The organism is Pseudomonas sp. DL (assembly GCF_047199225.1).
Lineage (GTDB): Bacteria > Pseudomonadota > Gammaproteobacteria > Pseudomonadales > Pseudomonadaceae > Pseudomonas > Pseudomonas aeruginosa.
Genome location: NZ_CP178323.1, coordinates 1,965,166 through 1,978,752, shown reverse-complemented (window position 1 = coordinate 1,978,752; position 13,587 = coordinate 1,965,166). Strand labels below are relative to the sequence as shown.

The following is a 13,587-nucleotide window of genomic DNA, read 5'->3' as shown; positions in this document are numbered from 1 at the left end:
CAGCGGATCGAACCAGTATTAACAAGCTCGAATAATTCTACAAATCTGTGGGTAAGTATCTTTTACAGATAGTGTTTTATCAACAACTCACCCAGGAGCACGGCATTCAGCGCGGCACCTTTTCGCACATTATCAGACACAATCCACAAATTGACCTGACAGGGATCAGCCTGCCCCGCCCTCACCCGGCCGACATAGGTCTCGTCCTGGCCGAGGGCATCGCCGACCACCGTCGGATAATCGCCCTCGCCGACCCATTCGATACCTTTCGTCGCATCGAGGACCCGCGTCACCGCGGCCAGGTCCACCGGTTCCGCGCACTGCAGGGTCACGCTGAGGCTATCGCCGAAGAATACCGGCGCCTGGATGCAGGTAACGTTCAACGGTCCGATACGCTCGCCAAGCAAGGCCTGCACCTCCGCGAAGATGCGCCGCTCGATCGCGCTGTGTCCCTCGGCATCCACCGCTCCGACCTGCGCGAGCAGGTTGAAGGCGATCTGGCGGTCGAAGAGACGCGGCTCCAGGGGGCGCGCATTGAGCAGTTCGGCGGTCTGCCGGGCGAGTTCCTTGACCCCTTCGCGCCCCAGGCTGGAGACGGAGAGGCAGGCTGTCAGGTTCAGTTGCCGGCAATCCAGCGTGGCCAGGAGTGGCGCCAGCACTTCGCACAGTTCGGCGGCTACGGCGCAAGGACTGGACAAAAGGAACGGCGCCGCTTGCGAGGCCAGGCGTTCGGCATTCACCGAAACCATGACCGGCGGTGCGACGCTCGGTTCCAGGGCGCCGCTCAGGTCGATCACCGAACAACCCGCCGCGCGGGCGCGCTCGGCATGGGCACGCGACACCTCGGCTGCCGCGGCGAAGAAGGCCAGGCCGACACTGGAAAAATCGAAGCTATCGACATCGCCGACGCGCAGGCTGCTTTCGGCGAAACCCATGCGCTGCCCGGCCGACTCGGCGCTGGCCAGCAGGTGCAGACGATGAAGCGGGAAGTCGCGTTCGTCGAGGAGACCGACCAGAGCCTCGCCAACCGATCCGGTGGCGCCTACGACTGCGACATTGAGGGGCTGGGACATGGGAAAAGCCTCGGCGGTCTGCGAAATAGGCGTGGCACTTTACTTGCCCACCTTCGCCCAGGCAATCGAGGCGCCGCCCATTGCGGACGGCGCCGGATCGATCAGCGCTCCAGCAGGATGCGCAACATGCGCCGCAGCGGCTCGGCAGCGCCCCACAGCAACTGGTCGCCGACGGTGAAGGCGCCGAGATACTGGGAGCCCATGTTCAACTTGCGCAGGCGCCCGACCGGAACGCTCAGGGTGCCGGTGACGGCGGCCGGGGTCAGCTCGCGCACGCTTACCTCGCGGTGGTTCGGCACCAGCTTGACCCAGGGATTGTGCTGGCTGATCAGGCCCTCGATGTCGGTCAGCGGCACATCCTTGTTCAACTTGATGGTCAGCGCCTGGCTGTGGCAACGCATGGCGCCGACGCGCACGCAGATACCGTCGACCGGGATCGGGTTCTTGAAGCGGGCGAGGATCTTGTTGGTCTCCGCCTGGGCCTTCCACTCTTCGCGGCTCTGCCCGTTGGGCAGTTCCTTGTCGATCCAGGGGATCAGGCTGCCGCCCAGCGGCGCGCCGAAATGCTCGGTGGGGAAGGCTTCGCTGCGCAGGGTCTCCGCCACCTTGCGGTCGATGTCGAGGATCGCGCTGGCCGGGTTGGCCAGGTCATCCGCCACCGATGCATGGGCGGCGCCCATCTGCTTGAGCAGTTCACGCATGTTCTGCGCGCCGGCGCCGGAGGCGGCCTGGTAGGTCATGGCACTCATCCACTCGACCAGGCCGGCGTCGAACAGCCCGCCCAGGGCCATCAGCATCAGGCTGACGGTGCAGTTGCCGCCGATGTAGTTGCGGGTGCCGGCGTCCAGGGCCTGGTCGATGACCTTGCGGTTGACCGGGTCGAGGACGATCACCGCGTCGTCTTCCATGCGCAGGCTGGAGGCGGCATCGATCCAGTAGCCCTGCCAGCCGGCCTCGCGCAGCTTGGGGAATACTTCGCTGGTGTAGTCGCCGCCCTGGCAGGTCAGGATCACGTCGAGGGTCTTCAGCTCGTCGATGCTGTAGGCGTCCTTCAGCGGAGCGATGTCCTTGCCCACTTCCGGGCCCTGGCCACCGACGTTCGACGTGGTGAAGAACACCGGCTCGATCAGGTCGAAGTCCCGCTCTTCCAGCATCCGCTGCATGAGTACGGAACCCACCATCCCGCGCCAACCGATCAGACCTACACGCTTCATCGCAACTACACCTATATGAGAGAAGTGAGCTGGCCGGCAGCCATCATGGCGCCGGCCAAGCCCGTCAGATTACAGATTCTTGAGTGCCGCGACTACGGCATCGCCCATTTCCCGGGTGCCGACCTTGCGGCAGCCTTCGGACCAGATGTCGCCGGTGCGCAGCCCCTGGTCGAGGACCTTGCTCACCGCCTGCTCGATGGCGTCGGCGGCGGTCGCCTGGCTGAAGCTGTAGCGCAACATCATCGAGACCGAGAGGATGGTCGCCAACGGGTTGGCGATGCCCTGACCGGCGATGTCCGGGGCGGAACCGTGGCAGGGTTCGTACATGCCCTTGTTGTTCGCGTCGAGCGAGGCAGAAGGCAGCATGCCGATGGAACCGGTCAGCATGGAAGCCTCATCCGACAGGATGTCGCCGAACATGTTGTCGGTGACCATCACGTCGAACTGCTTGGGCGCGCGCACCAGTTGCATGGCGGCGTTATCCACGTACATATGGGAAAGCTCGACGTCCGGGTAGTCCTTCGCCACCTCTTCCACCACTTCCCGCCACAGTTGGCTGGAGGCGAGAACGTTGGCCTTGTCCACCGAGCAGAGCCTGTTGTTGCGTACGCGGGCCATGTCGAAACCGACGCGGGCGATACGACGGATTTCGCTCTCGCTGTACGGCAGGGTGTCGTAGGCCTGGCGCTCGCCGTTCTCCAGCACGCGCTGCTCGCGGGGCTGGCCGAAGTAGATGCCGCCGGTCAGTTCGCGGACGATGAGGATGTCCAGCCCGGCGACCACTTCCGGCTTCAGGCTGGAGGCCGCGGCCAGTTGCGGATAGAGGATGGCCGGACGCAGGTTGGCGAACAGGCCCAGTTGCGAGCGAATCTTCAGCAGACCGCGCTCGGGACGGATATCGCGTTCGATCCTGTCCCATTTCGGCCCCCCTACCGCGCCCAGCAGCACCGCATCGGCCTGGCGCGCGCGCTGCAGGGTCTGGTCGGCCAGCGGCACGCCGTGCTTGTCGATGGCCGCGCCACCGATGACGTCCTCGGCCAGTTCGAAGCCGAGCTGGAACCTGTCGTTGGCCAGTTCCAGCACCTTGACCGCTTCCGCCATGATTTCCGGGCCGATACCGTCACCGGGGAGAACCAGGATCTGCTTGCTCATAACACCCTCTTGTCCTTCATTCATTGAACGGCGGGCATGCGCCGCCGCGATCGAACCGTCACTCCCGACGCAGCCACAGCACCAGCACGTCGGTGCTGAACGAGCCGTCGTCGGCAATCTCGAAATACTCCCTGACTTCCTCGCCCACCGCCAGCTGCAGGCTGCGGATCGCCTGGCGGAACACCTCCGGCGTACGCATCCGCTCGACCCACGACTGGAACTCCAGGCGCAGGCGCTGGCGCCGGCTTCCGGTGACCAGCAACCCCGCCTCGCCGCTCAGGCGCGCCCACTCGGCCGGCGAGTAGTTGCGCACATGGCTGGTGTCGCGGAGCATCTCGACGGTCTGCAGGAAGGTATCCGGCAAGGCCTGCCCGGGCGCCGCCACGTCGACGAAGATCGCCACCCCGCCGGGCTTGAGCACCCGCCGCACCTCGCGCAGGGCCAGGCCGACGTCGCGCCAGTGATGGGTGGAATAGCGACTGAAGACGAAATCGAACTCGCCGTCGGCGAAGGGCAGGCTCTCCGCCTTGCCCTGTTCGGTACGGATGTTCGCCATGCCCCGTTCCGCGGCGCTCTGCGCCACCACGGCGAGCATCTCGGCGGAAAGATCGTAGGCCACCACCTCCCCTGCCAGGGCGGCGACCTGGAAGCTCACGTGGCCGGCGCCGCAGCCCAGGTCGAGGACCCGCGCTTCCGGGCGCCCGGCCAGGGCGTCGCGCAGCAAGGCGAATTCCTCGCCCTGGGCATGCACGGCGCTGCTCAGGTAGGCCGAAGCCTGGGCGCCGAACTGGCGCTGGACAACGTCATCGTGGTCGCTCATGAACCTACTCCGGGAGAAAAACCGGGCGCACCCTACCCAGGATGCGCCCGGCAAGGGGACTCGCGTGGCGCTCAGCGGAACAGCCAGGGCTGCTGCTGGCGGTAGCCGTCCTCGAAGGCACGGATCGTATCGGCGTCCTGCAGCGTCAGGCCGATGTCGTCGAGGCCGTTGAGCAGGCAATGCTTGCGGAACGGGTCGACCTCGAAACCCAGCACCTTGCCATCAGGACGGGTAACGGTCTGCGCCGCCAGGTCGATGGACAACTGGTAGCCTTCGTTCGCCTCGACCTGGCGGAACAGTTCGTCCACCTCGGCCTCGGGCAGGATGATCGGCAGCAAGCCGTTCTTGAAACTGTTGTTGAAGAAGATGTCGGCATAGCTCGGTGCGATCACCGTGCGGAAACCGTACTCGTCCAGCGCCCAGGGCGCGTGCTCGCGGGACGAGCCGCAGCCGAAGTTCTCCCGCGCCAGCAGTACGCTGGCGCCCTGGTAGCGCGGCTGGTTGAGGACGAAGTCCGGGTTCAGCGGACGCTTCGAGTTGTCCTGTCCCGGCTGCCCGACATCCAGGTAGCGCCATTCGTCGAACAGGTTGGGGCCGAAGCCGGTGCGCTTGATCGACTTGAGGAATTGCTTGGGAATGATCTGATCGGTATCGACGTTGGCGCGATCCAGCGGAGCGACGAGACCGGTCGTCTGGGTATAGGGTTTCATCTCGGTTCTCCTCAGGCGAGCAATTCGCGGACATCGATGAAGCGGCCGTTGACGGCCGCGGCGGCGGCCATCGCCGGGCTGACCAGGTGGGTACGGCCACCGGCGCCCTGACGGCCCTCGAAGTTGCGGTTGGAGGTCGAGGCGCAGTGTTCGCCGCTCTCCAGCCGGTCCGGGTTCATCGCCAGGCACATGGAACAGCCCGGCTCGCGCCATTCGAAGCCGGCCTCGATGAAGATCCGGTCCAGGCCTTCCTTCTCGGCCTGCTCCTTGACCAACCCGGAACCCGGCACCACCAGCGCCTGCTTGATGGTCGCGGCGACCTTGCGGCCCCTGGCCACTTCGGCGGCAGCGCGCAGGTCCTCGATCCGCGAGTTGGTGCAGGAACCGATGAATACCCGGTCCAGCTGGATGTCGGTGATCGCCTGGTTCGGCCGCAGGCCCATGTACTTCAAGGCGCGCTCGATCGAACCGCGCTTGATCGGGTCGCTCTCGCGGGCCGGGTCCGGCACGTTCTGGTCCACGGCCAGGACCATTTCCGGCGACGTGCCCCAGCTGACCTGCGGCTTGATCTGCGCGGCGTCCAGCTCGACCACGGTATCGAAGCGGGCATCGGCGTCCGACACCAGCCCCTGCCAGCAGGCGACGGCCTGGTCCCATTGCTCGGCGCTCGGCGCGAAGGGCCGGCCCTTCACGTAGTCGATGGTCTTCTGGTCGACGGCGACCAGGCCGACGCGGGCGCCCGCCTCGATCGACATGTTGCAGATGGTCATCCGCCCTTCGATGGACAGGTCGCGGATGGCGCTGCCGGCGAACTCGATGGCGTGGCCGTTGCCGCCGGCGGTGCCGATCCTGCCGATCACCGCGAGGACGATATCCTTCGCCGTGACGCCGGCCGGCAGCCTGCCTTCGACCTTGACCAGCATGTTCTTCATCTTCTTCGCCACCAGGCACTGGGTCGCCAGCACATGCTCGACCTCGGAAGTGCCGATGCCGTGGGCCAGCGCGCCGAAGGCGCCGTGGGTGGAAGTGTGCGAGTCGCCGCAGACCACGGTCATCCCCGGGAGGGTCGCGCCCTGCTCCGGACCGACCACATGGACGATGCCCTGGCGCACGTCGTTCATCTTGAATTCGGTGATGCCGAAGTCGTCGCAGTTCTCGTCGAGGGTCTGCACCTGCAGGCGCGAGACCTCGTCGGCGATGGCGGCGATGCCGCCCTTGCGCTCGGTGCGGGTGGTCGGCACGTTGTGGTCCGGGGTGGCGATGTTGGCGTCGATCCGCCACGGCTTGCGCCCGGTCAGGCGAAGACCCTCGAAGGCCTGCGGCGAGGTCACTTCGTGCAGGATATGGCGGTCGATGTAGATCAGCGCCGAACCGTCGTCGCGCTGCTTGACCAGGTGCATGTCCCAGAGTTTGTCGTAGAGGGTCTTGCCGGCCATCGGGATTTCCTCATCAGCTCATTTCTATGCCCACAGGGCTTGTGAGGATGATCCTATGGCTTGTCTACGAATAACTCAAATTCATATTTTTCATCCAAAGCATTCCCAACAGGAATCCATTGGCGCTAAGCTCCGGGCAGCCGAAACCAGCGGAGGCCCGCAATGGACCTGAACAGCCTCAACACCTTCATCGCCATTGCCGAGACCGGCAGCTTCTCCGAAGCCGGCGAGCGCCTGCACCTGACCCAACCGGCGGTGAGCAAGCGCATCGCCGCCCTCGAACAGCAGCTCAATGCCCGGCTGTTCGACCGGGTCGGCCGCGAGGTCAACCTCACCGAGGCCGGCCGCGCCCTGCTGCCGCGCGCCTACCAGTTGCTCAACGTGCTCGACGACACCCGCCGGGCGCTGAACAACCTCACCGGCGAGGTCAGCGGCCGGCTGGTCCTGGCCACCAGCCACCACATCGGCCTGCATCGCCTGCCGCCGCTGCTGCGCGCCTTCACCCGGGCGCATCCGCAGGTGGCGCTGGATATCCAGTTCCTGGATTCGGAAGTGGCCTACGAGGAGATCCTTCATGGTCGTGCGGAACTGGCGGTGATCACCCTGGCCCCGGAAACCGCCGAACCGGTGCGCGCAGTCCCGGTATGGGACGACCCGCTGGACTTCGTCGCCGCCCCGGAGCACCCGCTGGCCCGACAGGGCACGGTGTTCCTCGCCGACGTCGCCAAGCACCCCGCGGTATTCCCCGGCGGCAACACCTTCACCCACCACATCGTGCGGCGCATGTTCGAAGCCGAAGGGCTGACGCCGAACATCGCCATGAGCACCAACTACCTGGAGACCATCAAGATGATGGTCTCCATCGGCCTGGCCTGGAGCGTGCTGCCGCGGACCATGCTCGACGACCAGGTGGTGCGCCTGCCGCTACAGGACATCCAGCTCAGCCGCCAGCTCGGCTACATCCTGCACACCGAGCGGACCCTGTCGAACGCCGCGCGCGCCTTCATGCGCCTGCTCGACGAACAGGCATTCGGCAACGGCACTCCAGCGGCCTGAAGCGATTCAGGTCGGACGCCACGGGTAGGCCCTTCCCTCTTCGCCGTCCGCGGCCAGCGCTCACCCGACCTGCATGCCAATGCCCTCGCGACTCAGCCCTCGCCGACCCACGCCTGCACCTCGACCTCCACGTCGACCCCCAGCGCCAGCCCGGCGGTCACCGTCGAGCGTACCGGCAAGGCCCCCTGCACATGACGCTGGTAGACCTCGTTGAAACCGGCGAAGTGGGCCATGTCCGACAGCCAGACGGTGACCTTCACCAGTTGGTCGAAACGCGCGCCACAGCTCTCCAGGGTCTCGCCGATGCGTGCCATCACCGCTTCGGTCTGGGTCTGGATATCGCCACGTACCACCTCGCCGGTCGGACTCATCGGCACCTGTCCGGAAAGAAACAGGAAGCCGCCGGCCCACACCGCGCGGGAAAAGGGAAACGGCAGGCTGCTGGGGTAACGCTGGATGTCATCGCTCATCTGGATTGCCTCCTGTTACTGAAGCGCTAGGAAGAAAAGCTTTCGGCCGCGGAATCGGCGTATTCATGTAGCACTGCGATCAACCCTGGCTCATATCGACGCGCTCCGCCAGAAAGTCCAGGAACGCCCGCACGCGCAGCGGCAGATAGCCGCCCTGGCCGACGTAGACGGCGTGGACTTCCTCCAGGTCGCCCGGGTTGTATGCCTCGAGCACGGGAATCAGGCGACCGGCGGCTATGTCCTCGCGCACCTGGAACGCGGCCAGCCGCGCCAGGCCCAGGCCGGCCACGGCCAGACGGCGCAGCGCCTCGCCATCGCTGGCCTGGGCGTTGCCCGACAACGGCACCACGAGTTCCTCGCCGGCGTCCCGCAGCGGCCAGCCGGAGCGCGTTCGCACATAGTTGGCGCCGAGGCGGTTGTGCCCCAGCAGCGCCTGCGGCGTGGCCGGCATGCCATGCCGGGCCAGGTAGGCCGGCGCACCGACGATCAGCATGCGCGTGCTCCCCAGCTTGCGCGCCACCAGGCTCGAGCTTTTCAGCGGCCCCGCGCGCACGGCCACGTCGGTGCGCTGCTCGAGGATGTCGACGACCTCATCGGTCAGCACGATATCCAGCGTCACCTCGGGATGCTGCGCGAGGAACTCGGGCACCAGCGGCAGCAGGAAATGATGTCCGAAAGGCACGTTGGCGTTGACTCGCAAGCGCCCGCGCGGCGCCGCGTTTTCGCTCGCACACCGCTCGGCTTCCTCCAGGTCGGCCAGGATACGCACCCCGCGCTCGTAGAACGTGCATCCCTCGGGCGTCAGTTGCAATTGACGGGTGGAGCGGTTCAGCAAGCGGGTTCCCAGGCGCTGTTCGAGCCGGGTGATCAGCTTGCTGACTGCCGAGGGCGTCATGCCGCAACGTCGAGCGGCGGCGGAAAAGCCCCCCGACTCGACGACCCGGGCAAACACCTCCAGTTCGCCGGAACGGTTGACTTCAAGCCGGGCCATGGCGCCCTGCCTGATGATTTCGCTTCATAAATGATGTTCCCCGCTACGGTCTATTTCCCTTAAATCTTTGAATTCATCATCAGCTACAGGATAACCACTGAATTCAACGACATGAAACGACCCATCGAAAGACTTCCCGCCGCGACCTCCAGCGCAACCCGGGCCTTCGCGCTCGCGACGAGCCTGTTGTACGCCTGCGCCGCGCCGGCCGCTTCCTGGACCGCCAGCTGGCAGGCCAGCCCGCAGCCGGTCTGGGCTGAGGACTTCCTGTTTCCCAGCAACGTGCCGGCCGAACTGCACGACCAGACGGTGCGGCAACTGGCGCGAATCAGCCTGGGAGGAACACGCGTGCGCATCGTCCTGGCAAATACCTATGGAAAGCGCCCGATCCGGATCGGCCGGGCCACCCTGGCCAAACCCGGTTCCGAGCGCGCCGCGGTCGCCACCGGCAGCCTGCATGACGTGACCTTTGGCGGACGCCGGACGGCGACCATCGCGCCCGGCGCCACGCTACTCAGCGATCCGGTGGCGATGCCGGTGGCCGCGCTCTCGCAGGTGCTGGTGAGTCTCTACCTGCCGGCCGCCACGCCCATGGAAACCTTCCACTGGGACGGCCGCCAGACGGGCTGGATCGTCGCCGGCGAGCAGACCCAAAGCCACGCATTGCAGCTGGACGCGGCGGACAGCCAGAGCACCAGCGCGCGCCTGCTGTTGACAGGTATCCTGGTCGAAACCGAAACGGCAACGCGGACGCTGGTGACGCTCGGCGACTCGATCACCGACGGAGCCAGCGCCAGCCTCGACCGGAACAGCCGTTGGCCGGACTTCCTCGCCGAACGCCTGGCCCCGCATGGCGTCGCCGTGGTCAATGCGGGGATTTCCGGCGCCCGTCTGCTGAGCGACGGCATGGGCGCGAGCGCGCTGGCACGTCTGGACCGCGACGTACTGGCCCAGCCAGGCGCAAGCAGCATGGTGGTGATGCTCGGCATCAACGACATTGCCTGGCCCGGTACCGCTTTCGCCCGGAATGCCGCACCGCCCACCCTGGAAGCGCTGATCGCCGGCTACCGGCAATTGATCGAACGGGCGCACAACCGGGGTATCCGGGTCGTCGGCGCGACCCTCACGCCGTTCGAGGGCGCACTGCCCGGCACGCCGTTGAGCGATTATTACCATCCCGCCAAGGAAGCCCTGCGCAGGCAGGTTAACGAGTGGATCCGTCATGCCGGCGCCTTCGATGCGGTGATCGACTTCGACGCGGCATTGCGCGATCCGGAGCAGCCGTCGCGGCTCGCCGCGCGCTACGACTCCGGCGACCATCTGCACCCCAGCGACGAAGGCAACCGGGCGATGGCGGCCGCCGTCGACCTCGACGTCCTGCTGGACGAGGTGCCCGACGGCCTACCGGCGGAGCCCCGGGCCGATAGCGCAACGAAATGAAAAAAGGCGCCCGAAGGCGCCTTTTTTCGATCACCGCTGACGGTTACTGGTTGTCCAGTGCCGGGCGCTGGCCATTGATGGCGATACGCTTCGGCTTGGCTTCTTCCGGAACCAGCCGCACCAGGTCGATGTTCAGCAGGCCGTTGGCCAGCGAAGCCGCCTTGACCTCGATATGATCGGCGAGGCGGAACGACAGCTTGAAGGCGCGCTGGGCGATGCCCTGGTGCAGGTAGGTCACGTTGTCCGTGGACTTCTCGCGCTTGCCGCCACTGACGGTCAGCACGCCGCGCTCGACCTGCAGGTCCAGGTCTTCTTCCTGGAAGCCGGCGGCGGCGATGACGATGCGATACTCGTCGTCACCGTGCTTTTCGACGTTGTAGGGCGGGTAGGTACTCCCGGCCTCATTGCGCAGGGCCGACTCGAACAGATCGTTGAAGCGATCGAAGCCTACGGAATGACGGAACAGCGGGGCGAGGGAAAAAGCGTTGCTCATTGCGAATCTCCTGAATTATCAGCAAGTACTCTGGTGCGGAACCCGTCTTCGGCATCCCGCACGAACTAGATAGGGATCATCGGAAGTATTTCAAGAGCCTTGAGAACGACCGTTCGTCGTGCTCAGATCGAAACTCATCCTTTCGAGAACCGTCGCTATGGAACGCGCAATCCCGACCTTCCCCTGCCGCGATCTGGACAGCGCCAGCGCCTTCTACCAGTCCCTCGGCTTCCACCTTGGCGCTCGCTATCCGACCTACGCCATCCTCCAGCGCGGCGCCCTGGAGCTGCACCTGTCGCTGTTCGAAGCGCTCGAACCGAAGACCAATTGCAGCGCTGCCTACCTGCGCCTGGAGGACGCCCAGGCGCTGCATCGCCAGGCCGCGGCCCTCGGCCTGGGCGGCCAGGGGATTCCACGCATCACGGCCCTGGAAGACCAGCCCTGGGGTATGCGCGAATTCGCCCTGGTCGATCCCGACGGCAACCTGCTGCGGGTCGGCCAGGAGCTCGATGCGACGCCAGAGCAACACCGGGTTCGCCTGGCCAGCGCCGACGACGTCCCCGCGGTGGCCGCGCTCTGGCAAGCCAATGTCCGCGAAGCCGGGGAAACCCTGGATGCCGGCGACCAGCAGGCGATCCAGGCACTGCTCCTGGCCGCCTCGCGCAACCGCTTGCTCTGGCTGGCGGAGGCCCAGCAGCATCCCCGCGGTTTCGTCCTCGCCCACCTGTGGCAGATCGAGGACGGTCAGGCACGGGTGGGAGAGATCGCAGAGCTCTACGTACTGCCGCAGGCCCGCCGCCAGGGCCTGGCCCGGGAACTGGTGGGCAGTGCCGAGGAGGCCCTGCGCTCGCGCGGCGCCGGCCTGATCCGCGCGCAATCGGCCCTTGACGCGCCGCTGTCCAACCTGTTCTGGCAGGGCCTGGGCTGGGACGCCGACTACCTGACCTTCACTCGCTACTGACCTGGGGAGCATCATCATGCGCAACGTCATGCTGATCACCGGAGCCAGCCGCGGCATCGGCGCCGCCACCGCTCTGCTCGCCGCCGAGCGCGGCTATGCGGTCGTCCTCAACTATCTGCGCAACCGCGAGGCCGCCGAAGCGCTGCGCCAGCGCATCGAGCGCCAGGGCGGCGAAGCCCTGGCGGTGGCGGCCGACGTAGCCGAGGAAGGCGATGTCGAGCGGCTGTTCGCCGCCATCGACGAACGTTTCGGCCGCCTCGACGTGCTGGTCAATAACGCCGGCATGCTGGAAGCGCAGACGCGCCTGGAAAACATCGACGCGGCGCGCCTGCACAGGGTATTCGCGACCAACGTGACCGGCAGCTTCCTCTGCGCCCGCGAGGCAGTGAAGCGCCTGTCAACCCGCCACGGCGGGCGCGGCGGCAGCATCGTCAACGTATCCTCGATGGCCTCGCGGCTGGGATCGCCCAACGAATACATCGACTATGCCGCCGCCAAGGGCGCCATCGACAGCATGACCATCGGGCTGGCCAGGGAAGTGGCGGCGGAGGGTATCCGGGTCAACGCGGTGCGGCCCGGACTGATCGATACCGAGATCCACGCCAGCGGCGGCGAGCCCGGCCGTATCGAACGCCTGAAGGGCGGCATACCGCTAGGACGCGGCGGCACGGCGGAGGAAGTCGCGCGGGCGATTCTCTGGCTGGCGTCGGACGAAGCCAGCTACAGCACCGGCACCTTCATCGATGTCAGCGGCGGCCGCTAGGCCTGCTACGCAAGCTAGGCCGCCTGGCTGAACGACACCTGCAACAGCCGGTCGATGGTTTCGCAATCGCTTTCCCGGCGAATCCGCGCGAACAGCTCGACGGCTTCGGGATAGGTGCGCGTGAGCATGCCCAGCCACTGCTTGAGACGCCCCGGGGCATAGCGCGGGGCGAGCTTGCGCCGGGCCTGTAGCCAGAAGTCGCGCAGCAGCGGCAACAGCTCGCTCCAGGGCATCTCGCGGATTTCGCCGCCATCGCGCCAGGCGGCGATCTGCCGAGCCAGGCCAGGACGCGAGACCAGGCCGCGACCGAGCATGATGTCCTCCACCCCGCTGACCTCGCGACAACGCAGGTAGTCGTCGAGCGTCCACACTTCGCCGTTGGCGAACACCGGCACGCGCACCGCCTCGGCCACCCGCGCCACCCATTCCCAGTGCGCCGGCGGCCTGTAGCCATCGACCTTGGTCCGGGCATGCACCACTACATGGGCCGAGCCGCCGTCGGCCAGGGCCCGCGCACAATCCAGGGCGCCGTCGGGACTGTCGTAGCCCAGGCGCATCTTCGAGGTCACAGCAATCTCGCTCGGCACCGCGCGACGCACGGCGGCGACGATGTCGTGCATCAGCTCCGGCTCCTTGAGCAATACCGCGCCGCCGCGCGAGCGGTTCACGGTCTTGGCCGGACAACCGAAGTTCAGGTCGATCACCGGGGCACCCAGCTCACAGGCGAACGCGGCGTTATCCGCCAGGCACGCAGGATCGGAGCCGAGCAACTGCACACGCATCGGCGTCCCGGCGCAGGTCCGGCTGCCGTCGCGCAGCTCCGGCGCCAGCTTGTGGAAAGCCGTGGCCGGCAGCAGGCGATCGGTGATGCGGATGAATTCGGTGACGCACCAATCGATGCCGCCGACGCGGGTCAGCACGTCGCGGAGGATTTCATCCACCAGACCTTCCATCGGCGCCAGGGCGATTTGCACGAACCACTACCTCGAAAATGACAGGCGGCGGATT

General features: G+C 66.5%; 14 protein-coding genes. 4 read left to right on the top strand and 10 right to left on the bottom strand.

Translation table 11 applies throughout. From position 1 onward, the window contains the following. Nucleotides 1-62: 62 nt before the first annotated feature. From ACI766_RS09305 to leuC, 6 genes are all read right to left on the bottom strand, one after another. Nucleotides 63-1,073: an aspartate-semialdehyde dehydrogenase gene (locus ACI766_RS09305; RefSeq protein ID WP_003115016.1), complete on the bottom strand. Its 1,011-nt coding sequence runs from the start codon at nt 1,071-1,073 to the stop codon at nt 63-65. Nucleotides 1,074-1,174: 101 nt separating this feature from the next. Beyond that, nucleotides 1,175-2,287 carry an aspartate-semialdehyde dehydrogenase gene (gene asd, locus ACI766_RS09300; RefSeq protein WP_003111187.1) on the bottom strand — a complete coding sequence of 371 codons (1,113 nt, stop codon included), beginning with the start codon at nt 2,285-2,287 and terminating at the stop codon, nt 1,175-1,177. A gap of 69 nt (nt 2,288-2,356) precedes the next feature. After that, a complete protein-coding gene (leuB, locus tag ACI766_RS09295; protein WP_003091395.1) occupies nt 2,357-3,439 on the bottom strand; it encodes a 3-isopropylmalate dehydrogenase in 1,083 nt (360 codons plus the stop codon). 58 nt (nt 3,440-3,497) lie between these two features. Further along, nucleotides 3,498-4,259, bottom strand: a complete 762-nt coding sequence (locus tag ACI766_RS09290) for a class I SAM-dependent methyltransferase (protein WP_010793226.1) — start codon at nt 4,257-4,259, stop codon at nt 3,498-3,500. Between the two features lie 71 nt (nt 4,260-4,330). Beyond that, nucleotides 4,331-4,969: a 3-isopropylmalate dehydratase small subunit gene (gene leuD, locus ACI766_RS09285; protein WP_010793227.1), complete on the bottom strand. Its 639-nt coding sequence runs from the start codon at nt 4,967-4,969 to the stop codon at nt 4,331-4,333. Nucleotides 4,970-4,980: 11 nt separating this feature from the next. Then, a complete protein-coding gene (leuC, locus tag ACI766_RS09280) occupies nt 4,981-6,405 on the bottom strand; it encodes a 3-isopropylmalate dehydratase large subunit (protein WP_061189781.1) in 1,425 nt (474 codons plus the stop codon). A gap of 162 nt (nt 6,406-6,567) precedes the next feature. Here leuC and ACI766_RS09275 point away from each other — a divergent pair, with 162 nt between their 5' ends. After that, entirely contained in the window at nt 6,568-7,461 is an 894-nt protein-coding gene (locus tag ACI766_RS09275; protein WP_003091401.1) for a LysR family transcriptional regulator, read from the top strand. A gap of 92 nt (nt 7,462-7,553) precedes the next feature. Here ACI766_RS09275 and ACI766_RS09270 read toward each other — a convergent pair whose 3' ends face one another. Next, entirely contained in the window at nt 7,554-7,931 is a 378-nt protein-coding gene (locus ACI766_RS09270) for a RidA family protein (RefSeq protein WP_023084090.1), read from the bottom strand. A 79-nt stretch (nt 7,932-8,010) separates the two neighbouring features. After that, nucleotides 8,011-8,922, bottom strand: a complete 912-nt coding sequence (locus tag ACI766_RS09265; protein ID WP_003111185.1) for a LysR substrate-binding domain-containing protein — start codon at nt 8,920-8,922, stop codon at nt 8,011-8,013. 111 nt (nt 8,923-9,033) lie between these two features. Here ACI766_RS09265 and ACI766_RS09260 point away from each other — a divergent pair, with 111 nt between their 5' ends. Next, on the top strand, nt 9,034-10,362 hold the full coding sequence (locus ACI766_RS09260) for an SGNH/GDSL hydrolase family protein (protein ID WP_003119739.1): 1,329 nt from the start codon (nt 9,034-9,036) through the stop codon (nt 10,360-10,362). 43 nt (nt 10,363-10,405) lie between these two features. On the opposite strand, the gene ACI766_RS09255 is transcribed toward ACI766_RS09260, so the two are convergent. Further along, the gene (locus tag ACI766_RS09255; protein ID WP_003091405.1) at nt 10,406-10,855 is read right to left on the bottom strand and encodes an Hsp20 family protein; all 450 of its coding nucleotides are present in this window, start codon (nt 10,853-10,855) and stop codon (nt 10,406-10,408) included. Between the two features lie 157 nt (nt 10,856-11,012). Between ACI766_RS09255 and ACI766_RS09250 the strand changes: the two genes are divergently transcribed. Further along, the gene (locus ACI766_RS09250) at nt 11,013-11,816 is read left to right on the top strand and encodes a glyoxalase/bleomycin resistance/extradiol dioxygenase family protein (RefSeq protein WP_003091406.1); all 804 of its coding nucleotides are present in this window, start codon (nt 11,013-11,015) and stop codon (nt 11,814-11,816) included. A 16-nt stretch (nt 11,817-11,832) separates the two neighbouring features. Continuing rightward, nucleotides 11,833-12,579 (top strand): SDR family oxidoreductase, encoded by a 747-nt coding sequence (locus tag ACI766_RS09245; RefSeq protein WP_003104218.1) that lies wholly within the window; start codon nt 11,833-11,835, stop codon nt 12,577-12,579. Nucleotides 12,580-12,593: 14 nt separating this feature from the next. Here ACI766_RS09245 and ACI766_RS09240 read toward each other — a convergent pair whose 3' ends face one another. Beyond that, a complete protein-coding gene (locus ACI766_RS09240; RefSeq protein WP_023084087.1) occupies nt 12,594-13,553 on the bottom strand; it encodes a tRNA dihydrouridine synthase in 960 nt (319 codons plus the stop codon). Nucleotides 13,554-13,587: the final 34 nt, after the last annotated feature.